We start from the raw sequence: 23,147 nt of genomic DNA, 5'->3' as shown, positions 1-23,147 counted from the left end.
GCCGAAGAATCTAAAATCTAAAATCTAAAATCTAAAATCTAAAATCGAACTATGGCGAATTGGCGTTGCGTAAAACAATGCGGTGCTTGTTGTTACCTAGAACCAACAGAGCGCCCTGACTTAGACGAGTATTTGTCTGCTGAGGAATTAGAGCTATATTTGGGCTTGGTCGGAGATGACGGTTGGTGTATCAATTTTGACAGAACTACGCGAGAATGCGGAATATACGCCGATCGACCGCGCTTTTGTCGGGTAGACTCTGAGGTGTTTGAGGAGATGTACGGGATTGAGCCGGCCGAGTTGAACGATTTCGCGATCGAGTGCTGCAAGGAGCACATTGAAGACCTTTATGGCGATCGATCTTTGGAGATGATCCGCTTCAACTCAGAAGTGGGAATTCTCGCCTTACCCGGTAATTAACCGACTTGAAGCTTCTTTGGGCTTGGTATGTCCCGATCGTTTTTGGCGATTGGCATTTCAATCTCAAATCCTTCGACGCTCGCCGAACCTCTCGCGCCGGAGTCTAAAATCTAAAATAGAACGATCGTCTGGCGGTTTCTCCAGCCGATAGTGTCAACCGCATCAGCATGAGTCCCGCAGTCTAACGGTACTCCGTTGAGTGACCGGAGGAATGCGCGTGAGGCGTACCCGCTAAACAAATGATCTACAAACATTTTTTCAACAGGTGATACAATCTTGTCATGAAACAAGTCCTGACAGTATCTTGCAAGCTCCAAGTAACGCCTGAGCAGTCCATCAAAATTGATGCAACCTGTAAGGCCTTCGCTAACGCTTGTGAATATGTGAATCAAACTGTACCGCCAACTCTGACAAATGAATTGGCAATGCAATCCTTGGTATATCACAATGTCAGAGCTCAGTTTGGACTTTCGGCGCAGTTGGCAATCCACGCTATTAGGCGGGTTTCTGGCAACAGAAAAACAGCTAAAAAAGATGGGAAATCGGTAAATAAATTTGCTCCTACTAGCGTCACTTACGATGCTCGTATCTTTTCTTTTAGGGAAAAAGATTGGACAGTAAGTTTAACTACTACTGGTGGTAGGGAACGGTTTGCACTGGCTATCGGAAACTACCAACTTGGATTGCTAAAAGGTCAAAAACCCAAGACTGCTACTTTGTGCAAACGCTCTTATGGTAGTTACTATCTTAATATTCAGCTTGAATCTCAACCAGCCGAGCCTCCACCAAGCAATCAAATTTTGGGTTGTGATTTGGGTAGGACTGATATTGCAGTTACTTCTGATGGAGATACATTTAGCGGTAAACAAATTACCCAAGTTAGAAATCATTATGCCAAGTTGAGAGCGAATCTCCAACGCAAAGCCACGAAAGGCACGCGGAGTTCTCGGCGCAGATGTCGAGAATTGTTGAAACGGTTATCGGGCAAGGAAAAACGCTTTCAAACCTTGGTAAATCACACTATCAGTCACCGTATCGTAACTAAAGCTCAAAACAAAAATCAAGTTATCGCTTTGGAAGATTTGACGGGAATTAGGGAACGCACAAATCAGCAGCCGCGCTCGAAAAAAGAGCGAAGACTTAGCAATAGCTGGGCCTTCTTTCAGTTGCGTCAATTCCTAATCTACAAAGCTATAAAGCATAGCGTCAAGATTTTGTTTGTCGAGCCTAGATACACCAGTCAAATGTGCCACAAGTGCAATCACATTCATCCTGTACGGGGTGAATCTTATAGGAACGGCAAAAAGTTTGCTTGTGGTCATTGTGGATGGAAAGGTGATTCCGACTTAAACGGCAGTAAAAATATTGCTGCTATTGGGGCTTTCGTAAATAAGCCCGAAGGTTCGAGATTGTTTTGCAATTTGCAAGATCGTCGAGCGGGCTATTGAAAGCCCACACTGTACCTGTACTCAGGTCAGTGCTGGGTAATTTACAATAAATAAATTACGGAAATATCGCGCAGTTGAGTTGAGCCATGAGCAATCGAGAAGGTTTTACAGGGGGATTCATTGCCGGAGCCGCAGTTGGTGGCTTGGTGGGCGCAGTTTTCGGCGCTTTGCTGTCGCGGCGCGCTGCGGAAGCTTTGCTGAGTGAACCTTCAGAAGCAGAGGTAAGAAAGATCCGCCAGAAAAAAGCCAGCCAACTCGAAGCCGAAGGGATGGAAGTAGCAAGGCTGAGTTTGGAAGATAAAATTGCCCAGCTAAATCAGACCATCGATGACGTGCGGCTGCAACTAGGCGATGTCAACGGGAATGGGCCAGCGCACAGCAGCGAGGGTTCGATCGCCCCAGACTCCTGAGTCAATTTAAAATTGTAGATTAGTATGCCAGTTGCATCCGGGCGATCGACTTTCACGGGGGAGTGATTCGCTCGCACAGCACGAAGCCAGAGACAAACACCAGCGAGCCGGAAAATCGCACTCCCAAACAACATTTTTACCAAATCGGGATGCTCCCACCCTCGCCCGCTCCCCCAGCTATGCTAAGCTTAAAGTTGAAGCGTCTGTAAACTTTACTCAAACTTCCACCAGAATATATGAGTTATTCCATAGGTCTTTTGGCAACCACGCTGTCCACATTTCTGCAAATCTATACATTCCTAATGATTGCTAGGGTGCTCTTAAGCTGGTTCCCCAACATCAATTGGTACGATCCCCCGTTTTCGATTTTGAGTCAGCTTACAGATCCTTACCTAAATCTGTTCCGATCGATTATTCCACCCCTAGGAGGGATTGACTTTTCGCCGCTGATTGCATTCTTTTTACTTCAGTTTGGCTCCGAATTCTTGATCGGTCTTTTAACCAGCTTGCAAACAGCCTTGTAGTTAAAAAAGCTTAATTTGTTAAGCAGCAAGCGTAAATTGTTTGGCAGACGTAGCTGCAGGCAACTAAATTTTAGATTTGACCTTCTTAGATGAACTCCCCGGTTGAAAAGCTGGGGAGTTCTTGGTTGTAAATTAGAAATTAGAAATTGCCAGCCACTCAACAATCTAAAATCTACAAGCAAAAATCGAAAACTGCATCGCAATTTCAGGGTAGCCAACCCAAAAGTTCAAATAGTTTTGTTAGCGGCGAACCACGCCAGTAAAACCTGTAGCTTTAAATTGCTTGAGCTTCAAAGGTGTTCGCTGATTGCTGGACACCGAAATTCTGATCTGAAAATCGCTAACTCCGGGAGGAACTTCTGCGATGGAACCCAAGCGAGTTCGGTTTTGCATCACCGGATTTTCATCTGCATCATAAATGCGGCCGAAAATATCGGCATTGACAACAGGTTTACCGCTACTATTTTCCGCTTTTCCAGTAATCAAAAAGCAGTTAGCTTCCATAGAACTGCCGCTAGTGACTGTTCCTTCTGCCATTTCGGCAGGACATTCGCGATAAGAAAGATCTGAAAGTTTGATCTGTGTCAGAGCCCAAGCGGGCGGAGTGTATACCAAACTAAAAATTGCGATCGCGCAAGTAGCAAAAAAAAGACTGATAGCTCGAAATTTCATAAATTGCAGCGCAAGTATATTTTAATTCCCAGCTTAGCGCGAATTCACGATCTAATTTTCAACATCTTTAGGGAAACAGCACTGCGCGGTTTCCCTACCGCCACACAAATAGCATCAGTCTAAGCCTAAATGCTGCCGCAGGGCTTGGCGCATCACATCGACTGGAACTGATTCTGTGTCCAGCCAAATTTTCAAGGCGGCTGCTCCTTGTTGAACGAGCATTTCGAGTCCGTCAATAGCTAGCGCCCCTCTTTGCTGTGCATCTTTGAGAAACTGAGTCGGATTCGGGGTGTAAATTAGATCGTAGGCGATCGCACCTGCTGCCAGTTGATCGAGCGCAGCAGCAGAAACCGGCGACTTTTCCCCGTGCGGGTGCATCCCCACAGGAGTCGTATTCACCAGCAAATCCGCCTGCGAAATTAACATTGACAAATTCTCCCAAGTATGCACCTGCAAATTTTGCATCGGCATCGGAGAATTTACCCAACTCTGCTGAAATTCCGCTAAATTTTGGGCGCTGCGCCCGACAACGTGAATCTCGGCACATCCCAATTGAGCGCATCCAGCCACAACAGCCCTCGCCGCCCCGCCATTCCCCAAAATTACCGCTACTTTCTGACTCCAATCGGAACCACCCCTAGCCCCCCCTTGGTAAGGGGGGGGACTGGATCCCACAGCCGTATCGTCGTTTTCTAAGGGAGAAATCGCGTCTTTAGCCCCCCCTTCGTAAGGAGAGTTTGGGAGGGGTTGCAGTGGCGCGAGAAAGCCTTCTACGTCAGTATTTGTGCCACACCAGCCTTTGTCAGTTCGGTAGACGGTATTGACTGCGCCGATCGCCCGGGCGATCGGCGAAACTTCCGACAGCAGCGGTAAGATGGCTTGTTTGTGCGGAATCGTGATGCTAAATCCCCGAAGGTCGATCGCCGCAAATCCTGCAAGCGCAGCCTTTAAATCCTCTGGTTTTACCGGAAATGGGAGATAAACAAAATCGACTCCCAAGTGAGCAATAGCAGCATTGTGCATCGCCGGCGACAGAGAATGTGTGACGGGATGACCGATTACTCCGAGCAGTTTAGTAGTGCCTTGAATCATAGTAGTTTGAGGTGGAAGGAAGTTCGGCAACCGATTGTTTTAACCGATTTAACCGATGGCTTTTGATGGAAGCAGAAAAGAAGAATCAAGAATGATTTTGATAGCGCTATTATACATTTTTTGGTAATTGCTCAACCAGGAAAAAAAGGGAGCCATTAGTAGGGAGCGCTGGTTGAACAGATCGATCGGCAGTTCAACCCAAACCTTTGCCAGTATTGACAACTGAACGTACCGCTGCTTTCCCCATCCCGGATTCATTCGAAACCGAAGCTCTTAGCCACGCGACCAAATATTACACTCATCAGAATCGCCAGTTCACTCTGATTATTCCTGGGTGGAATTATCGCATCTTCCAGAAATATAACTACATTGTCAATCAGCCAATCCTAGGCTTTTCGTAAGCAGATATCACCTTTATTTTCTAGCGCTCAATTTAAAATTCCGGTTAATCTTTCCTGTAAATTTTTTCGATATCTCTTGAGTCTAGTCTCGTCCATTTTTTCTCGCCATCGATGGACTATCAAAACCCTTACTTAATAATCACCTCTTCATCCCTAGGGCAAAAATTCTGTCCCCAAAATCAATAGTATATTCGCAATCCCCCAATCTATCGGGACTCACACACTTTCCATTGTGGTGCTGAATATTTTTTTTGAGCGCGGGATAATTTTCACATCCAGATATCACGACGAAAATATTTTGAATAGGCGCAACAGTTAATAACATTAACTCCAAATAAATGCGACTTCGATAGAAAAGGGTTGCGTGCTGCAACCCTCCTAACAGTCTATTTCCTAAATATCTTTGTCACCCGCCCAGAAATTATATATGAAATTGCGATCGTACTTATAACTTGAACTAATCAGAGACCATGCTATAGCCAGTGATTGGGATACGTCCTTTCTTCCGCTAAATTATTAAATATCACGGCGCACAAGACTAAGATCATCGATCCTTCAAAAGCAGGTGTTAGCAAAAATTGCCAGTCTGGTTTGGTCATCATGACGACTAACGCAACTGCTCCCGAAGGCGGATGTAGAGTGCCGGTCATCTGCATAATGCCGATCGCACTAGAAACTGCTATGCCCATCGCAAAGGGAGAAGAACCGAAAAAATGCAGAATTATTAAACTGACTAAAGCAGCTAAGAAATTGCCCCCAATCACATTCCGGGGTTGAGCCAAGGGGCTGTCAGGCACACCAAATATTAGAACGCTTGTAGCGCCAAACGGAGCCATTAGTAAAGGAGAATTAGTTTTTACAGCAAGATAGGACGTTGCGGTAATTGCCAAAAAACTGCCAATCCAACTCCAAACAATATGTCGGTGATGAGGTCTTTCTATGGGGCAGGTCAATGCACACGATTGCCATCTACCAAGGATTTTAAACCAATATCTTTCCCATTGCAGCAGGATTTTTTTAGGGTCAACCATAAACGTTATTTGATAACCGGGCGTTTTAAATTGTTTGAGCCAGCCTCTACTAAAGTTAACATACCATAACAATTCGTAAAAAAGTAGTTAAACGCACAGATTTTTTTACTTCTATGCAATTTGAGCCGCAGCTCGCAACTCGGTTGGAACAGACTAGCAAGTTTTCTCGGTGCAACATACGTTACCGGCCACGGCAAAACTTCACCCGTCGCCCTCCGAGTGCTCTGGGTAAAACGAGAGGTTATTTGTCAGGTGCGATACCGAGTAAGCATGAATTGACAGATCGCACCCACGCTTTGGAGCGGCCTCTGGTTTAGCCGTGCGAGATCCCTTTTCCGGTCATTCCTGATAAGTTAAGACACTGGCTGCATTTGTCAATCAGTAATAATACTTAAAAGAACTGTCGATCGACAAATGAAGTGTCAAGAATCCCCGCACATAAGCGGGCGGGGAGTATATCAAACCTTGATTCAGCAACGGCATTAATTAGCGTTATGAGTATTTGACAAATCAAAGCTGTTTCGCCACATCTTCAGTTTCGCGAAACTCCTTTGCATCCGCCAAAATCGGATTGACATCAAACCAGTAATCCTCGCCGTAACGGTATTCAAACACCCAGAGACTGCGTAACAAAATTTGGTATTTAGTTTCTCCGTTGACAGTTTTGGTAGCGGATACTTGGCGCAGTAAATTCCACTCATCAGCTTCGATCGCCAAAGTAAGCTGGTGGCGGCGCTGGACAATCACATTTTCCAAAGTTTCCCGCGACAGAGGAGGGTCTTGTTTTTGCAGACAGCTATACAAAAGTTGCAGCAAATTGCGGACATGGCCCCCGCTAACTCGACACAGGCGATCGAGAGTTTCAGCAGAATCGAAAATTTTGTCAACCAAAGCATAGCGCCCAGATGGTTCCACCGTCGGAAAAGCCCGCGCCAGAACCATCTGTCGCAGCAATTCCACACCCTCAGAGCACTCAGAACCGTCGCTCAACTGCACCGGCACCATCGGCAAAACCTTCGGATCTACCCCAAAGCGATTGGTCAATTGACCCAAATCGTTAGAGAAAATCAGCACCAAAGGAATTGTATACACGATGTGGCAATTTAGTCTTGCCAACTGTTCCCCGCGATCGACAAACAGATATTCCGGCTGCAAGCGCCCCGTCGGTTTCGCGCACAGATGTATGCGATCGAGATTGTCGATAATTACCACAAGTCCCTGTTTTCCTTGGCGTTTGAGTTCTTGATTTGCCGGTTCGAGTAACTCCTTATTCAGTGCATCTAAAATTACATTAGTACGCGGCTCCAAATATTGCCGCAACTCCGATCGCAGATTCGGAGCATCTTTCGCTTTAGCAGTAATTTTGCCAATTCCCAACGCCAGAGAAAATTCTCCCTCCGTGCTGGCATTTATTTCCCCAAAACCAGGGATATTAGCTTCAGCGCTCAAGTCTATTTGAGTTTGAAAAACATCAGCAACCCCTTTAAGCAAAGCTTTAAAACCCCTCGGTTGCAGCTTGATTTTCATTTTCTCAATGCTTTCGCTCACCTGACGAGCAACGCTCAGCAAAATGTCAGTAATATCCACATCTGCCATATCTAAGTCTTTACTCGACTCAAAGTAAACCACATGAAATCCTTGCTGCTGCAATTGAGCTTGCAGCCGCAGCAATTCTGTTGATTTACCAGAGCCGATGTGACCTGTGAATAGTTGACAGGTAGGTGCATCGGGGGACAGACGGCTGATGGTACGCTCCAATTGTTCGACGATTGTGCCACCCCGCACTGAAGAGAAATCGATATAGTATTGTCGGTCTTGTTGATTTGCTACTGCCAGGGTGTAGCTGGGATTGCAAGCTTTATAAAATTTCTGTAAATTTAGTTCCATACCCTGTTCTCTGTTTGATAATATTATGCCTTAATAACTTCTTCATTTAACTGTTGTACTAATCCGAACAATTTGCCAGTTGATTTTAATGTTTTATTGGGCGATAAATATTTAGATGTATAGCGGAAACCGCCATCAAAACTCCTACTTAAATACAGTTGGTTCAAGCGTTAGGACTTTAGTCCTGTAGTTTTCAAGAAAACTCAAGCGATCACTACAAACAGGTTCCGCGAATTTGTATATTAAAATCAAAGACGAAGAATGGACGGTAATGTTCTCGAAAGAGGGTATTTTATTACGGTTAACGAATCGATTTGCATTGCATATATCTTTTATATCGTTTCCGGCTGCATCGTCAGGTGATAAATTAGAGGGCAATTCATGAATGATTTTTACCAGTCGCCACCTATCTCGGCGGAATTTTCAGTTGTTCGATTCACAGTCAACAGTCAACAGTCAACAGTCAACAGTCAACATCATGAGGAGTGCAACCGGAATTGATATTATTTATAGGTCAACCGCAGATGCTAAGCAGATAAACACAGATAATAATTCGCGATCGGAAATCGATATTTAAGAGCAATTAACTCTAATCCTCAAACCCTCACCCACCGTCAACAATCGCATTTGGCTGGCGTTCAGAAAATCAGAAAAACAACAGCCAAAAATAAAACAGATACTCGAATTGTACCAACTTCAATAAATTAATGCGCGATCGCGCTTCCCTCTCCTCCCTCTCCTTCCTCACTCTGCGCCCTCTGCGCCCTCTGCGGTAAAAAAACTCCAAACTATACAACAAACAAAAAAAGGGCTGGTAACTACACCAGCCCCTCAACTAATTTGAGACATTAAATTACAACTAATTTAAGATCTCAAACCTCAAATCAATCTAACTTCTGTCGATCGCTGCTACCGGCTCAAAACTCGGAACCACAACATCAGCATTCTGCTTAGTCAACTGGTTGTACAGCCTTTCAGTATTCGGGAAATTAGCAGCAGGGAGAGTCGGGAAGCGGCGGTAAGGAACAGTATCCTCGCCAAACGCTTCAGCATATTCAACGCTGTTCAACATCGCGTTGATAAAGCCCTTAATCCCTTGGCTTGCCAAGATTTGGTTGTACGTCCGAATCTCCGCTTGATTGCGAGGAGCGCGGCCCAAGAAGTGCTTCGTTCCCAACTCAATCACCTTAGTGTTGGGATAAGGTGCGTAGAACTGTTTCACGTACAGCGACGAGCAACCCAAAGCCTCAATAAACTCTTTGAGATTGATTTCATTGTTGCCCAGTTTGCTTTCCAGCGCCGTGAATTCATTCTTCACAACATACGGATGGATGTCGCGCTCAAAAACTTGACGGTAAGCAGCTTGAATTAAAGTTTTCAAAGCTACCTTGTCCGAAGTAGTCGTCAGCTTGAACACCTTAGTTTGTTCGCGCCGCTTGCTGACACCTTGAGCAATCCGAGTTTGTAACTCGATATCGCCCGGAGAGCTGGCAGTACCAAGTTCAACAAACCGAGGTGTTTCTGTCGCCGTCTCAAGGTTGACCTTTTTCTCACCAAAGGAGCCTGTACGCATCGTCCGCATCGACAAACCAGCCGGAGTCACGTAGCGCTCGTAGGGGACTGTATCTTCCCCGAAAGCTTCGTTGTACTCCATGCTGTCCATGATGCCATCGACAAGCGCGTAGAAACCCTTCTTGGCGCAAATGTCAAAGTAAGCGTTCATTTCCTGGCGGCCGTAGGTAGGGCGTCCCAGGAGTCGGCGGTGGATGTACTCGATCGCCTTACAAACGTACAGCTTGCTCCAGTACATATTGCGGAACACGTCAGACTTCGCCAACATCCGAATAAACTCGCGCATCGGAATGTCGCCGTTTTCCAGCTTAATTTCCGCCACCTTTTGGCGCTGGCCGTCGAACACGTCGCGGCCGAACACTTGCAGGTAAGCAGCCCGAATCACCGCTTGGGTGGAGCTTTCGGTATATTTGACACTAGAAGCACTGCTGTAGCCGCTAGAGACACCGCGAGTTGATTTTTTCGGAGATGTGTAACCACCGGGGAGCTGGTCTAATTTAAAGACCTTGGGGCCGAGAGAGCCTGGAGCCTTACCCCTGGCATCCGGGTTGCTCAATTGGTTTTCAATACCAGCACCTTGACGGATCAGGATGCGTCGGGTGTCTTTGCCGAAGGGAGCCGGACGGCTCTTGGGGTTGCGAGTTTCTTTCGGGAAAATCGCGCCGAACTGAATTTCTAAGGGGTCATTACCAACACCGTAAACGTGCTGGTCTGGTAGCGGCTGGGTGTAGCCAGCAAACAAGGTGATGAACTGAGGAACTTTGCGGAACGGAGCGCTGAAATTGAACAGATCAATTTGTGGGCCCCAGTTGCGGCATTCCTGAGCTTCCTGGCCCAAACCGCGCAGGTAAGGAACTGTTTCTTCGCCGAAGTAGTCGGAATATTCCTGGGAATAAACCATTGCGTCTACGAGGCCTGCGAGGCCGCTTTTGGTGACGATCGCAAAATACTTGCTAAATTCCTCCCGCGAGCTCAAACCGCGGCCCAGGAAGTGGCGGGCTGCCAGTTCTACAGCGCGGCTGTTGACAAACGGCTCGTAGAATTGCTGGCGGTACAGAGGAGATGTACCCAAACGGCGGATAAACTCTTTCATCGAGATTTCGCCGTTTTTGACCTTAGATTCCAGGTCAGAAATGCTTTGGCTGTAAGCGCGGGTAATGTCGCGCTCGAATACTTGGCGGTAAGCTGCTTTGACTATTTCTTGCTTTTCGCTTGACGACAGACCGGTTTTCATCGCGAATTTCGATCGTCTCTCGGCTGCGTTGAAGTAGATTTGAGGCAGTTGCAGCCCTTGCTGGTCGTTGGTTTCCCGCTGGCGCACCTTGTCTGAGGGTGTCGGAGCTTTGAATTCGGTAATTGCTACGTCGAAATACTGTGCGACGATCGTGCGTCCGGCCTCATCATTCTTGAAATAACCCAAGGATGCAGCCTTCATTTCCTGCATTGCCACAATTGTAGCCGCGGAAGAGCAAGCATTTTCGATAATTTCCCGCAATCCGCGCACGTTCACCGAAATAATGTTCGGGTCGCCTGCGACGATCGCGTAGGTGATGTAGCGCAAAAACCAGCTCAAATCCCGCAGAGATTTGGTCATGTTGCTCGGGCCGTAGCGCGAGACATTAATCGGTTGAAATCCTGCTGGGATTGGGCCGCCGCCGCCGCCGCCGTTAGTCGAAAACAGATTTCCCAAGCCCAACAATCCGCCACCTGAACCAGAGCCGTTGCCGTTGCCGCCGCCACCCGCGCGACCTTCAACGTAGGTAACAGTTCCCAGTTTCATGCCATCAGAGACATTAACCGAGCCGCCACGAGCCGCACCAGCCATTGCCATCACAGGTTCTGCCGGTCTTTCCAAAAATGCCAGTGGGGAACCGCCGACAAAAATTCGGTTGGCGGCCCGAGACACTATCAGTTCTGAGTTTCTCGTCAGCGTCTCAGAAATTGCGATCCTCATCGCACCGGAACTGAAATAAGTTGCCAGTTCGCTAAGTTCGCCCCGCTGTAGGAAGCGGTCTTGCTGTTCTGCTTGCGAAATCGTTGCGACCGGTACAGTTTGATATAGTTGCGGACGCGCAACTGAGCTTCCACCACTTGCTTTTACAGTCATTAGACTCCTTCGCTCCCTATCTAAATCGTTACAGCATTTACCCAGACTAACCTTGCCTTCTCATGCAAGTACAACTAGGTATTTTGCTTTGTTTACTTTTTGCCTTCACCTTTGAAGAGGTTGGGGCGCTTACTTTCTTAGATTAAAATGTTTTGGTTTCATCTTTCGTTCTGCCGGGAAATGTCCGACCCGAAGACAGGCACGCGGCACTTCCTCCGCCCTTGCTTTGCCCCTAGACCCCCGGCAAAAATTATTTGCAGGAAAGCTCGCGAGCGGGCGATCGCAGCAACTGCCGTTTATTCAGGAACAAGAAAATCCAAAATTTTCTTCTGCCTTTTGCTGGGCCTTTTACTTTTTGCCGAAAGACGCCTCCGTTTTACCCGAAAGCTCAGCATTGGGTGATTGACAGTCCTCGTTTGTTAAAAAGCCTGTCGAGACTTATTGTATAGATTCACGAGAGCTTATATGAGAAAAAATGATAAGTTTTATTACGCGCCAACTGTCAGTCGATTTGAAATTTGAGATTTTTGATTTGAGATTGACTCACGCGAAACAATAACAGTTTACCACGTAGCGCCCTTCTGTCGGAGCTCGGGACAATCTCAAAACTCACGCACTAACCCCTCACCCACCTATGAATACTACGCCTGATATCAGTGCTGCCGTGCGGCGGCTTTACGATACTTTCCCTTTTCCGCCCGATCCTTTGTCAGATGAACCGCCGCCTGGGTACAACTGGCGCTGGAGTTGGCCTGATGCTTACAATTTTTGCACTGGCCAAAAGCCGCCAAAACTAGATGTTCGGATTTTAGACGCTGGCTGCGGCACTGGTTCGAGCACCGATTATCTGATTCACCTCAATCCTGAAGCTTCGGTGACGGCGATCGACCTGAGTGCGGGTGCTTTGAAGGTAGCACAAGAACGCTGTCGGCGATCTGGGGCGCGAGAAGCCGATTTTCGCCACCTCAGCATCTACGACGCCGCCGAGTTAGAGGGAGAGTTCGATTTGATCAACTGCGTGGGAGTGCTGCACCACTTACCCGATCCAATCCGGGGCATTCAAGCGCTGGCGGCGAAGTTAGCTGCGGGCGGTTTGATGCACATTTTTGTGTATTCCCAGCTCGGCCGCTGGGAGATTCAACTGATGCAAAGGGCGATCGCACTTCTCCAAGGCCCGAAAAAAGGTGACTATCCCGATGGTGTGAAAGTCGGCCGTCAAATCTTTGCTTCCTTACCAGAAAACAACCGTCTTGTCAAGTACGAAAAACAGCGTTGGGCAGGAGAAAATCAGCGAGACGAATGTTTTGCTGATATGTACGTTCACCCGCAGGAAATTGACTACAATATCGAGACTTTGTTCGAGTTAATTGATGCTTCGGGATTGGAATTTATCGGTTTCTCAAATCCGGGATATTGGCAGTTAGAAAGACTTTTGGGGAAAGCGCCGGAATTGATAGAAAGAGCTCAGGGTTTGACGGAACGGGAGCTTTATCGATTAATTGAATTGTTGGATACGGAAATCACTCATTACGAGTTTTTCTTGGGCAAAAAGCCTGTTAATAAAATTGATTGGTCGGACGATAAGGCACTTTTGAGGGCAATTCCAGAGTTGAGTAGTTGTATGCACGGTTGGCCTAGTCAACAAGTGTTTGATTGCAATTACCAATTGCTCAATTTGTCAAGTGCGGAATTTGAGTTTTTGCAAGGTTGCAATACCAAAACTGTGGGAGAGATTTTGGCGGATGTGGAAATGGGATTGGATGAAGTGCGATCGATCTTATCAAAACAGCTCATTTTGCTAACACCAAGTTGAGTCGTAGGGTGCGTCACTTGCCGTTATTTTCGCTAACAATCGATAATCTCGAACTGACGCACCTTACCATTTCTGTTAAATTCCTAATTAATCAAGGCTTTACAGTTAGAGGATTAACAGCCGTAATTTGTGAATAACGAGCGAAATCAGCAATGTTAAAAGTTAGGATATGGGTTAAACCATGAACTAGCATAGCAGCAACTAGCCGCGCATCATGAACATTGACACCTATAACCTTATACGTTATCACCAGTCGCTCCCATTCTTGATAAATTGCTTCGGTATCCAACAACAGAGGAAAAAGCTGTTTTAAGCGATTAATTTCTGCCTCTGCTTCTATTGCAGTACGCCCTAATCCATTTCTCTGGAGCGGGCGCGTGCAAACGTTCCAAAACTCGATCAAATTTTGGGGTACGATATAAAGTTGTTCCCCGCGATCGCGCAGAGTAATCACGGCATTAACGGCATCAGGATTCATTGGGTGTGCTGTATCGATGCTACGTAGCAGTATGTTTGTATCTACGAGAAACGGCATTTAACCTCTGTCTCCATAAATGCTCTCTCTGCTAATAGCTTCATCTGAAAGAGTGGGGAGATTTAGGGTACGATGACTGTCAACCCATTCTTGAAATGCTATTGACCATTCTGTTGGGGTAGCTGTTTCATAAAATGGACGTTGTTGAGGTTCAATTAGCTGTTTGAGCATCGCATCTAGTAATGGTTTAATCTGATCCGCTGTGCGGTTGGTGATTTTTGCCAAAACTTGAGTAATAGTCTGTATCTCTTGTTGGTGAGATTGCTGAAGATTGTGCAGCATAATTATCCTTGAGTGCAAGTTTTTGGGCTGATGATAGCGGGGTCGATCGCACTTTTTAAATTGATTTTAATATTATAACTGTAGCGCAAAGCCTAGGAAGTAGGCGATTGCTCGTTCCCAGGCTCTAGCCTGGGAACCAGTTAATCCTGGATGCAGGTACTAGGATTTTCTGTCATTGCGAAGGTAGTGAAGCAATCTCAAAGCTGACGCACCTTTCCCAAATCCAAAATCCCAAATGGATTGACACAGGCCCCCGTCTGCGGCTACGCTTTGAAGTTAGAGGTTGCTTTGCTTGTAGAGGAAGTAGCCCGCGTCGCCCAAAAATCTAGTTGCACTGCCCAAAGCTGTTGCGAGCAGCAATGGACAGCTAACCGCCAAACTGGTATCAGCAGTCTGGAGGCTAACGGAGTATGATAACACTCTCTGTAGCCGCCCTGCTATGCGTTGAAAAGCGGGGCGGCTGGGTTTTTGGGTTTTTCTAGAAAACCTAAAACCAGGAGAACATAATTATGTCACAGGAATTCTTGCCTGACGACAACAAATTCGTTAGCGCAGCCCTCGAAGAGGATCGGCCAAATGACGACTCAGCAGCAGAATCGGAACAGGATGTGGTGTGTGTAACGGTGACAGGTTCGCCCAAGGGTGTCAGGGAAACCATACTCACCTTGTACCGCCTGGGATTTGCCGAAGTCGGCGATTGGAGTCCCGTACAGCGTGCAGCCAATCCGAAGCAAGTCATGAGTGTGCTGATTCGCCGTCGGAAGCGCAAAGCGTAGGTGTTTGCTCGTTCCCAAGCTAAGGCCTGGGAACACATTCCATGAGCATCTGCCTCCTGTTTTTGTTTTTATCCGCTAGCGAGGCAGAGCCTCTGGATCTCGGTTCTCAGGCTAGAGCCTGGGAACCAGTTAAGAAGACCAACAAATATCAGGCACGTTATTTTACTAAATCAGGATAAGAGCATAACCTGATGTAAAGCCTCAAACCGCTATAAAAAAGAAAGGCGGGAAAAGTGTAGTTTCCCCGCCTAGAACTTAGAACAGTAAATGATTAGTGAATATCAACAAAAAGTGAGTTTCTTTTAAAAGCTTCTTTTAAAATACAAAAATCTTGTATTATCGTAGAAAGCTTATCTAGCTTTTGACTATATACATTATCACTTTTTGATTTTGATTTGGAGTTATTTTCGCCACTACAAATATTACTACACTCCTTATCAATAATCTTTTCAATGACACCCCAAACATTCTTATTCATCATAAATCTTCGGGAATTTTCAGGGATTAACTCCACCTTTTTTGAATTGACCAATTCTTCAATTTCTGAATCATACCCACTTATATCTATAGAAAAAACTTCCAACTCCTTAAAAAACACTTCTAGAAAATCTTGGTGGACACCTTCTACATCATATTTATTGAGTAGAAATTTTATCATTTCAGAAACTTCCTCTGGCTTCAATTTTTGCGCTACATCTTCATCTAAAATCTTTTGTTTGTAGAAGTGTAAATCTTGTGACATAATTATTTTCCTTATTGTCTTGCTTGTTCAACGTAGTCAACTAGAGATTTCATATCTCCTACTTTCTTAAGACTAGCTATAAGTTTCTGAACTTGATCGCAGTCATAATACCTAATATCAACATCAGGATACTCTTTCTGTAAATTTTGTACGAGTATCACCGCTTCATTATCGAGGTAGTTAACTGGAAATACATATCGATAGCCACTAGGTAAATTTCCTGTACTCCACCGTGCTTTGAGTTTATTAATTGATGACCTTAGATATGAAGTGTTGAAATATTCTCCCATCCTTACCCCAGGAGAAGTTTTACACTCATATATATAATTGCCACTCTCGAAAAACTTTGAATCCATTTGTGTTGATTTTTACCTTTCTAAAGTTGACTGAATTTCAAATTTTTGTATGTTTCTTTCTCGCAATGCTAGGCTCAAGATGCTTTTTTGTTACGGAAGTGTGCTTTTACCTGATAATGATTTCCCGACTTGTCCTTTCGGACATGACCGCTGATAGCTATAATCTTGCCATCCATTAAGCCTGTAATCAGTTGATCGGCTCTTACAGATAAAGCAACAAAGTCAGTGGCAGGTTCATTATCTCGTAAGTTATCAACATAATCAACATTAGGTGTCATACCATACTGATTCATCAAATCCTTTAGTATGGACTTAAAAGTTTGGTCAATAACTTTACCTTTTTGAAAAGGATTCATGTCACTAAAATCAGGTAAATATTCTAGTGCTTTACTAAGTGCATTTTTTACTGAACCAACAGAAAAAGTTAGCATAACGCTTATTAGGTAAAAGTATTGAGTTTCGTTGTAGGTTAAACGCACCAAAGCTTTCCAATCAGCAATAATATTGCTTAAGGTGTAGCTTTCCCATATTTCCTAACCTGGGATAGGTAACTTATTTCACTTTTATGATTACCTAAAAAAAGTGAATTGTCTAGTAGATGACATCAACGATTTACATAAAACACACAAAATAACCCTAAACCCTTACTGTAAAGGGTTTTCTGTATGTGACCGCTGCGACCGTGGCAGCGATCCCACCTCTACCAGTTTTTAAAAAAGCTGTGGGTTGTGACGTGCGAGTGTGACGCAAAAAAGCTAGCTCCGACCGCCACCGCTCCGACACTGGCAACAGTCCGATCTCTCCGAGCGACCGTGCTAGACCCACAACACTCCCACCGCTCCAACCGTGGTTAGGTGCAATTGTGCCAGCCGTGGCAGTCCTCACCATCCAATCTACCTCAAACTCACCCACACCGCGCTATATGGTGCAATTTTGGAGCCGTGGCAGCCGTGCCAGCCGTCGGAGATGTCGAGCCGATCGCCCCGTGTCGATCGGACTGCCGCCAATTTTGGAGTCTTATTGGTGGAAAACCTACTAAATTCGGCAGACATCAAAGCCTGTCTTGCTTTTGCCGCAGACCATGAGAAAACTGATCCGCCTTGGCTACTTTTCACGTCAGGGTTCTTTTTTTCTCACTACTTGCTCAAACCTGAAATCCTGACCTAAACAAACCAGGATTATTTACAGGTATAATTACGCTTATTAGTACCAAATATTGCTTTATGGACTACCACGACATCATCACAATTGAACCGGGAAAACGCAGTGGCAAACCATGTATTCGGGGAATGCGAATCACCGTCTACGACATCTTAGAATATCTCGCAGGTGGCATGACGGAAGCAGAAATTCTGGAAGATTTTTCAGAACTAACTTCGGCCGACATCAAAGCCTGCCTTGCTTTTGCCGCAGATCGTGAAAAAAAGTTATTTGTGGCATCCCTGTGAAACTACTGTTGGACGAAAACCTCTCAGACAGAATTCTTCAAAGAATTATCGGTTTGTATCCCGATTCTGCTCATGTCAAGACCCTAGGACTGACAAATACTGATGATGCAGAAATTTGGGAATATGCAAAGGCAAATGATTTTGTGATTGTTTCCAAAGATTCTGACTTTCATCAACGGAGTTTACTTTACGGTCATCCTCCCAAATTTATTTATCTCCGTGTTGGCAATTGCTCAACATCTAAAATTGTTCAAATTCTGCGAGATGAAATCGACATCATTAGTCAGTTTCGAGATAGAGAAGCAGAGAGTATACTGGTATTGTCCTAGCATGAAACCAAAAAAGCAAAGACTGAGGAGATATCAACTTAAGGAGTTTACAGGAGTGAAGAAAATATCCAGCAACTTAAGCTAATATAAAGTTGTTGATCTCTGCTCAATAATCCACTGAAAATGATGAAAGAAGACACCATTAACATCGTTGGTTTTCATGGACATATTTACTTCGACGCTGATAATCGCGATGCCGCAGCGCGTGTACGAGAAGGATTGACTCAGTTTGAGGTGCAGCTTGGGCGTTGGCATGACAAACCCATTGGCCCCCACCCCCAAGCAATGTATCAAGTTGCATTTTTACCAGACCAGTTTGGCAAAGTGGTTCCCTGGTTAATGCTGAATCGTGAGGGGCTCGATATTCTCATTCACCCTGAAACAGGCGACGATGTGGCAGACCATACGAAACATTCTTTGTGGCTAGGAGAGAAACTAGAGTTGAATGTCGAAGTCCTGCGACCTAGGACAGGTAACGCCAGCTTATGATCGATCCGCGCGCAAGGCGAGGGCGTTAGTTCAGACTGACTTATCGCTGATAAGAGATAATTAGCCGCCGATTAGAGACATGGTGCGGCTGTAATTTCCTGTATTTACTAATAATAGTTATAATATCCTTAACAAATGACTGAATAAATGTATGAAAATTAGAGCAATCATCCATCCCGCAGAAGAAGGTGGCTATTGGGCTGAAGTTCCCGCACTTCCTGGGTGTATTACCGAAGGAGATACTATGGAAGAAGTAGTGGCTAATTTAAAAGATGCGATGGTCGGTTGGCTCGATGTTGCTAATAGTCGTGAAGCAATTGCCTCCACAGATAAAGTTGTTGAAATTGCTGTATGAAATGAAATCTATTTCAGGAAAGCGACTGTGCAAAATAGTAGAGCAGAAAGGTTGGGTTTTGAAAAGAGTTACTGGCAGTCATCATATCTATGAAAACGCCGAAATAGAACAAATTTTGTCAATTCCAGTTCACCGGAATCAAGATTTGAAAGTTGGAACCTTAAGAGCCTTGATGAAAACAGCCCAGCTATCTGAGGAAGATTTACAAAGTTTGTCTTAGGTATAATGTATTTTGAGAGCGATCGATTTCGGGTAGTTTACCCGCCGATTTGAGACATGGTGCGGCTGTAATTTCCTTGAGTAGTTCCCGAATCTCGCTGTTTGAAATTAATCTCCGGTTTAATCTCTAATATGTGCCGCACTCGATCGCGCAATTCGCCTGTAGACACCCCATCCCGTAAAGCAGTTTTTAAGTCAATTTGACCAGTTTCGTTCAGCAGACAAGGCCGCAGCCACCCGTCAGCAGACAAACGCATCCGATTGCACCGATCGCAAAAACACTCCGACATTTGGCTGATAAATCCCAAAGTGCCCTTCGCCCCCGGAATTTGAAACACATCCGCCGGCCCATTTCCGCGCACTCCCGACTCAGCCAACCCGTATTTATCGCTAATTTGTTGCCGCAAATCTGCCGATGCTACCCAACCTTTATCGCCAAATAAGTCGCCATTGCCGATCGGCATAAACTCAATAAATCTAACGTGCCAATTCCGGTTAATTGTTAATTCTGCCAAATCCAATATTTCCCCGTCATTCACACCGGGAATCACCACAACATTCAATTTCAGCGGGTCAAATCCTGCTTGATAAGCCGCTTGAATTCCTTCCCAAACTTGCATCCAGCGCGATCGTCCCCGACTACCAATTATCTTATCAAAAGTCTCCGGTTCCAGCGAATCCAAACTAATATTAATCCGGCGCAAACCAGCATTGTAGAGATTTTCCGCCATTCCCGCCAGCAAAAAGCCATTAGTTGTCATTGACAAATCTCGCGTTTCCGGCATTGAGGCGATCGACCTCACCAATTCCACCACCCCAGGGCGCAGCAGCGGTTCCCCACCAGTCAACCGAAACTTCGTAAATCCCACGGGTATAAAAACTTCCCGCAACAGAGTTAGCAATTCCGAGTGAGTTAACAACTGCTGCTGCAATACATAGTCCAACTCGCTACCTTCCGGCATACAGTAGAGACAGCGGAAGTTGCAGCGGTCTATCAAGCTAATCCGAAGGTAGTCTACGGTATCCATGTCAATAGTTTGTAATATTATTTAATTATAAATGCCGATCGCATTTTCTGCAATTATTGATAGAGAGCAATAAACCTGTATCAATTTCTTTTCACCTTCCCCCTCCTCTCTTCCTGGGCGCCCTCTGCGCCCTCTGCGGTTAATAAAAAAAATATCATTCACAACTAAAATAAACTTGCTAACTATATGTTCTTTGAATTTGAAGCTGATTTTGTCGAAGCTTTGCGCTGCATCCCCATGCAAGTACGTCTCAAGTTAGATACTTGCGGCATTAAATTGAAGTTGCAGGATTGGAATCATTTTAACCAAGCAGAACGTCAAATGCTTGTAGAGAAACCTTGCTTGACACCAGCAGAAATTATTGATTACCGAGAAAAGCTAAATCAAATATTAATTCAACAGACAGGCAAACCGGGAACAGATTTGGCGGTTGATGAAAATCCCCCGTGGATGGATGCTGCAACTGTACCGGAGTCTGTTTCTGCAAAAGCGCAAGAGCTCGGCGTGACAATTTCTTTGGCCCAGTGGGCGAGTTTGCAGCCTCTACAGCGATTTGCTTTGATTAAGCTTAGTCGATCGAGCCACGAGAATAAAAATTTCATCCCGGCTGTTCGAGAGTTTAAGGTGATTGAATGAGTTGGAGTTTTAATTAACCGCAGAAATTTACCGACCAGACACCTGTTCTACAGAGGAGCGAGATCGGAGACTGATCCGCATTATATTAAAAGATTATATATATTGAGAAATACATCAAAAAAAAATATAATTGCCGTATAAAAACAGTGATTGTGGTAAGGGCGATCGATCTGTGATACAACCGCTGCCTGCTACGAGCGTAAAACGTTTATGCTATGCACGCTTGCCTCGCCACAGTACCTCGGCTCTACTCTTCTCTGACGCCGATCAAAAAATTCATTTTTTTTTAAGTTATGTTACCTGCACATGGTATTATTCGATCTGAAGTGTACGAGCTGTAGCTTTTGTCACACTTATCGCTACAAGACGGTTTCAACCGAATTAATTGTAGTGGGAGTCAACTAACACCGACTGCTTTAAAAGTCAAGTAACCTTGTCAGATCAATCTCGCGCATCCATCGCTGAAACGGGGGACATCTCTCAGATAGGTTCGTCCGAACCGGAGTCCACCGACGCTATGCAAGATTTCTACAAACTTCAGCAACAGTTGTTTGTAGTCTCGCTCGCCTTCACGGGAATAGTTTTTGTCTCGGTGTGGATTTTTTATTCGCTCAACATTGCCCTAAATTACTTGATTGGGGCGATCGCCGGTGTGGTTTACTTGAGAATGTTGGCCAAAGACGTTGAACGTCTGGGCTCGCAAAAGATGAGTCTGAGTAAAAATAGGTTAGCTGTATTTATTGGGTTGATAGTAGTAGCAACTCAGTGGAACCAGCTACAGATTTTGCCCATATTTTTGGGATTTCTGACATATAAAGTCGCGATCGTCTTTTATATGCTGCAAAGCCTGTTTGTTCCAGACCCGCAAAACGGGTCAGGCAGTCGGTGAACCCTCCACTGTGTGAACTTCTTGTGAATGGAAATGCTAAATGTCTTAAATGCCTTTAATGCTTTTCCCCTCGCTGAGTTGGAAGTTGGTAAACATTTCTACTGGCACATCGGCAGTCTCAAAGTTCACGGACAGGTATTCATCACCTCCTGGATTGTGATTGCTCTCCTTGTAACAGCATCCCTGTTGGCAACTCGCAATATGCAGAGAATTCCACGCGGAATGCAAAACTTCATGGAGTATGCCTTAGAATTCATTCGAGACTTGGCTAGAAATCAACTTGGCGAGAAAGAGTACCGTCCCTGGTTGCCATTTATTGGCACTTTGTTCCTGTTTATTTTTGTATCCAATTGGTCGGGGGCTTTAGTTCCTTGGAAACTAATTAAGTTGCCAGAAGGCGAACTAGCTTCTCCGACTAACGACATCAACACGACGGTAGCACTTGCTTTGCTGACTTCTCTGGCATATTTTTATGCGGGTTTCAGCAGGCGGGGTTTGGGTTATTTTAGAAAGTACATCGAACCAACCCCAATTTTGTTGCCGATCGCGATTTTGGAAGATTTCACCAAGCCTCTTTCCCTAAGCTTCCGTTTATTTGGTAACATTTTAGCGGATGAATTAGTGGTAGCGGTTCTGGTGCTATTAGTTCCCCTGTTCGTACCTCTGCCCGTAATGATGTTGGGTCTGTTTACCAGTGCGATTCAAGCCTTGGTATTTGCCACCTTGGCAGGAGCCTACATTCACGAAGCATTGGAAGGACACGGCGACGAACATCACGATTAACTCCTCTGAATTGGCGAACGGTTAATAGTAATATCTCAGAAGTCAGGAGTCCAATCGATGACTGATGACTGATGACTAATGACTAATGACTAATTGCCGAATATCTGTCTTTCATTCTGTACACTAAGGTTAAGGAAATTTATCATGAATCCGACAATTGCTGCTGCTTCTGTTATCGCCGCTGGTCTAGCTATTGGTTTGGGCGCGATTGGACCTGGTATCGGTCAAGGTAATGCAGCCGGTCAAGCAGTAGAAGGTATTGCCCGCCAGCCGGAAGCAGAAGGCAAAATTCGCGGTACTCTCCTGCTGAGCTTAGCATTCATGGAATCCCTGACCATCTACGGTCTGGTTATTGCATTGGTATTGCTGTTTGCTAATCCTTTCGCTTAATACTGAAGGACTGCAAAAAAGGGGCGGATGTCTTTCCGCCCCAAAAACAAGGAGGAACTAAAAGTGTTTGATTTTGATGCAACTTTGCCTTTGATGGCGTTGCAGTTCCTAGCTTTGACGGTAATTATGAATGCGGTTTTCTATAAACCCATGACTAAGATGCTGGACGAGCGGGAGGAATACATCCGTACCACTAAAATTTCAGCTAAGGAACGCTTGGTGAAATCCCAGAATTTAGCGCAGGAATACCAACAAAAACTGGGAGAAACTCGCAAACAGTCTCAAGCCGTAATTGCTGCGGCTCAAGCAGATGCCAAAAAAATCGCGTCGGAAAAAGTAGCTGATGCTCAAAAAGAAGCTCAAGCGGCACGAGAAAAGGCAAGCTCTGAGATAGAGCAGCAAAAACAAGAGGCAATGCGCTCGCTAGAACAAGAGGTAGATACTCTGAGCCGACAAATTCTGGAAAAGTTATTAGGCACAGCATTGGTCAAATAGCTCGATCGAACAGGTTTA

The 23,147-nt window shown here is 45.3% G+C and carries 28 protein-coding genes; 18 read left to right on the top strand and 10 right to left on the bottom strand.

Annotation, left to right across the window (positions count from 1 at the left end; translation table 11 throughout):
- The first annotated feature begins 51 nt into the window (after positions 1 to 51).
- From QUA01_RS06025 to QUA01_RS06010, 4 genes are all read left to right on the top strand, one after another.
- Complete coding sequence (locus QUA01_RS06025; RefSeq protein WP_333087996.1) at positions 52 to 420, top strand: YkgJ family cysteine cluster protein; 369 nt, start codon at positions 52 to 54, stop codon at positions 418 to 420.
- Positions 421 to 701: 281 nt separating this feature from the next.
- Positions 702 to 1,868 (top strand): RNA-guided endonuclease InsQ/TnpB family protein, encoded by a 1,167-nt coding sequence (locus tag QUA01_RS06020; RefSeq protein WP_333087994.1) that lies wholly within the window; start codon positions 702 to 704, stop codon positions 1,866 to 1,868.
- Between the two features lie 86 nt (positions 1,869 to 1,954).
- A complete protein-coding gene (locus QUA01_RS06015) occupies positions 1,955 to 2,278 on the top strand; it encodes a hypothetical protein (protein WP_333087993.1) in 324 nt (107 codons plus the stop codon).
- Positions 2,279 to 2,514: 236 nt separating this feature from the next.
- Positions 2,515 to 2,802: a YggT family protein gene (locus QUA01_RS06010; RefSeq protein WP_194012794.1), complete on the top strand. Its 288-nt coding sequence runs from the start codon at positions 2,515 to 2,517 to the stop codon at positions 2,800 to 2,802.
- Between the two features lie 240 nt (positions 2,803 to 3,042).
- Here QUA01_RS06010 and QUA01_RS06005 read toward each other — a convergent pair whose 3' ends face one another.
- The 5 genes from QUA01_RS06005 to QUA01_RS05985 all read right to left on the bottom strand — a co-directional run bounded on the left by QUA01_RS06005 (position 3,043) and on the right by QUA01_RS05985 (position 11,564).
- Positions 3,043 to 3,474 carry a hypothetical protein gene (locus tag QUA01_RS06005; protein ID WP_333087990.1) on the bottom strand — a complete coding sequence of 144 codons (432 nt, stop codon included), beginning with the start codon at positions 3,472 to 3,474 and terminating at the stop codon, positions 3,043 to 3,045.
- A gap of 114 nt (positions 3,475 to 3,588) precedes the next feature.
- Positions 3,589 to 4,566, bottom strand: coding sequence for a shikimate dehydrogenase (locus tag QUA01_RS06000; RefSeq protein ID WP_333087988.1), 978 nt, complete (start codon positions 4,564 to 4,566; stop codon positions 3,589 to 3,591).
- A gap of 874 nt (positions 4,567 to 5,440) precedes the next feature.
- Positions 5,441 to 5,998, bottom strand: coding sequence for an HPP family protein (locus tag QUA01_RS05995; RefSeq protein ID WP_194070990.1), 558 nt, complete (start codon positions 5,996 to 5,998; stop codon positions 5,441 to 5,443).
- A 510-nt stretch (positions 5,999 to 6,508) separates the two neighbouring features.
- The gene (locus QUA01_RS05990; protein WP_333087986.1) at positions 6,509 to 7,885 is read right to left on the bottom strand and encodes a P-loop NTPase fold protein; all 1,377 of its coding nucleotides are present in this window, start codon (positions 7,883 to 7,885) and stop codon (positions 6,509 to 6,511) included.
- A gap of 889 nt (positions 7,886 to 8,774) precedes the next feature.
- On the bottom strand, positions 8,775 to 11,564 hold the full coding sequence (locus QUA01_RS05985) for a phycobilisome rod-core linker polypeptide (RefSeq protein WP_333087984.1): 2,790 nt from the start codon (positions 11,562 to 11,564) through the stop codon (positions 8,775 to 8,777).
- Between the two features lie 634 nt (positions 11,565 to 12,198).
- Here QUA01_RS05985 and QUA01_RS05980 point away from each other — a divergent pair.
- Positions 12,199 to 13,377, top strand: a complete 1,179-nt coding sequence (locus QUA01_RS05980) for a class I SAM-dependent methyltransferase (protein WP_333087982.1) — start codon at positions 12,199 to 12,201, stop codon at positions 13,375 to 13,377.
- Positions 13,378 to 13,468: 91 nt separating this feature from the next.
- Here QUA01_RS05980 and QUA01_RS05975 read toward each other — a convergent pair whose 3' ends face one another.
- Together QUA01_RS05975 and QUA01_RS05970 are read right to left on the bottom strand one after the other, a co-directional pair.
- On the bottom strand, positions 13,469 to 13,912 hold the full coding sequence (locus QUA01_RS05975) for a type II toxin-antitoxin system VapC family toxin (protein WP_333087981.1): 444 nt from the start codon (positions 13,910 to 13,912) through the stop codon (positions 13,469 to 13,471).
- Entirely contained in the window at positions 13,913 to 14,194 is a 282-nt protein-coding gene (locus tag QUA01_RS05970; RefSeq protein ID WP_333087979.1) for a hypothetical protein, read from the bottom strand. It abuts the gene before it with no gap.
- 240 nt (positions 14,195 to 14,434) lie between these two features.
- Between QUA01_RS05970 and QUA01_RS05965 the strand changes: the two genes are divergently transcribed.
- Positions 14,435 to 14,608 (top strand): hypothetical protein, encoded by a 174-nt coding sequence (locus QUA01_RS05965; RefSeq protein WP_333087977.1) that lies wholly within the window; start codon positions 14,435 to 14,437, stop codon positions 14,606 to 14,608.
- Between the two features lie 95 nt (positions 14,609 to 14,703).
- Positions 14,704 to 14,970 carry a hypothetical protein gene (locus QUA01_RS05960; RefSeq protein WP_194061430.1) on the top strand — a complete coding sequence of 89 codons (267 nt, stop codon included), beginning with the start codon at positions 14,704 to 14,706 and terminating at the stop codon, positions 14,968 to 14,970.
- 271 nt (positions 14,971 to 15,241) lie between these two features.
- Here QUA01_RS05960 and QUA01_RS05955 read toward each other — a convergent pair whose 3' ends face one another.
- Complete coding sequence (locus tag QUA01_RS05955) at positions 15,242 to 15,712, bottom strand: hypothetical protein (protein ID WP_333087975.1); 471 nt, start codon at positions 15,710 to 15,712, stop codon at positions 15,242 to 15,244.
- A gap of 430 nt (positions 15,713 to 16,142) precedes the next feature.
- Positions 16,143 to 16,499 (bottom strand): hypothetical protein, encoded by a 357-nt coding sequence (locus tag QUA01_RS05950; RefSeq protein ID WP_333087974.1) that lies wholly within the window; start codon positions 16,497 to 16,499, stop codon positions 16,143 to 16,145.
- A gap of 431 nt (positions 16,500 to 16,930) precedes the next feature.
- Here QUA01_RS05950 and QUA01_RS05945 point away from each other — a divergent pair, with 431 nt between their 5' ends.
- From QUA01_RS05945 to QUA01_RS05920, 6 genes are all read left to right on the top strand, one after another.
- Entirely contained in the window at positions 16,931 to 17,107 is a 177-nt protein-coding gene (locus QUA01_RS05945) for a hypothetical protein (protein ID WP_333087972.1), read from the top strand.
- Positions 17,108 to 17,291: 184 nt separating this feature from the next.
- Entirely contained in the window at positions 17,292 to 17,516 is a 225-nt protein-coding gene (locus QUA01_RS05940) for a DUF433 domain-containing protein (RefSeq protein WP_106332354.1), read from the top strand.
- Positions 17,513 to 17,845 (top strand): DUF5615 family PIN-like protein, encoded by a 333-nt coding sequence (locus QUA01_RS05935; RefSeq protein WP_333087969.1) that lies wholly within the window; start codon positions 17,513 to 17,515, stop codon positions 17,843 to 17,845. Before QUA01_RS05940 ends, QUA01_RS05935 begins: the two co-directional genes overlap by 4 nt.
- Positions 17,846 to 17,968: 123 nt before the next feature.
- Positions 17,969 to 18,334: a DOPA 4,5-dioxygenase family protein gene (locus QUA01_RS05930; protein WP_333087967.1), complete on the top strand. Its 366-nt coding sequence runs from the start codon at positions 17,969 to 17,971 to the stop codon at positions 18,332 to 18,334.
- Positions 18,335 to 18,485: 151 nt separating this feature from the next.
- Positions 18,486 to 18,689, top strand: coding sequence for a type II toxin-antitoxin system HicB family antitoxin (locus QUA01_RS05925; RefSeq protein WP_333087965.1), 204 nt, complete (start codon positions 18,486 to 18,488; stop codon positions 18,687 to 18,689).
- 1 nt (position 18,690) lies between these two features.
- A complete protein-coding gene (locus tag QUA01_RS05920; RefSeq protein ID WP_333087963.1) occupies positions 18,691 to 18,909 on the top strand; it encodes a type II toxin-antitoxin system HicA family toxin in 219 nt (72 codons plus the stop codon).
- 37 nt (positions 18,910 to 18,946) lie between these two features.
- On the opposite strand, the gene moaA is transcribed toward QUA01_RS05920, so the two are convergent.
- A complete protein-coding gene (moaA, locus tag QUA01_RS05915) occupies positions 18,947 to 19,936 on the bottom strand; it encodes a GTP 3',8-cyclase MoaA (protein WP_333087962.1) in 990 nt (329 codons plus the stop codon).
- Positions 19,937 to 20,122: 186 nt separating this feature from the next.
- Here moaA and QUA01_RS05910 point away from each other — a divergent pair, with 186 nt between their 5' ends.
- The 5 genes from QUA01_RS05910 (at position 20,123) to QUA01_RS05890 (ending at position 23,129) form a co-directional block, all read left to right on the top strand.
- Positions 20,123 to 20,572 carry a nitrate reductase associated protein gene (locus QUA01_RS05910; RefSeq protein ID WP_333087959.1) on the top strand — a complete coding sequence of 150 codons (450 nt, stop codon included), beginning with the start codon at positions 20,123 to 20,125 and terminating at the stop codon, positions 20,570 to 20,572.
- 433 nt (positions 20,573 to 21,005) lie between these two features.
- A complete protein-coding gene (locus QUA01_RS05905) occupies positions 21,006 to 21,461 on the top strand; it encodes an ATP synthase subunit I (protein WP_442921524.1) in 456 nt (151 codons plus the stop codon).
- A 27-nt stretch (positions 21,462 to 21,488) separates the two neighbouring features.
- Positions 21,489 to 22,244: a F0F1 ATP synthase subunit A gene (gene atpB / locus QUA01_RS05900; RefSeq protein WP_333087957.1), complete on the top strand. Its 756-nt coding sequence runs from the start codon at positions 21,489 to 21,491 to the stop codon at positions 22,242 to 22,244.
- Positions 22,245 to 22,388: 144 nt separating this feature from the next.
- Positions 22,389 to 22,634 carry an ATP synthase F0 subunit C gene (atpE, locus tag QUA01_RS05895; protein WP_193972048.1) on the top strand — a complete coding sequence of 82 codons (246 nt, stop codon included), beginning with the start codon at positions 22,389 to 22,391 and terminating at the stop codon, positions 22,632 to 22,634.
- Between the two features lie 27 nt (positions 22,635 to 22,661).
- A complete protein-coding gene (locus QUA01_RS05890) occupies positions 22,662 to 23,129 on the top strand; it encodes a F0F1 ATP synthase subunit B' (protein WP_333087953.1) in 468 nt (155 codons plus the stop codon).
- Positions 23,130 to 23,147: the final 18 nt, after the last annotated feature.

The sequence above is a fragment of the Microcoleus sp. S36a_B3 genome, from assembly GCF_036700745.1.
Classification (GTDB): domain Bacteria; phylum Cyanobacteriota; class Cyanobacteriia; order Cyanobacteriales; family Microcoleaceae; genus Microcoleus.
Note: the sequence above shows the minus strand (reverse complement) of the source record. Positions and strands in the feature narration are given on the sequence as shown.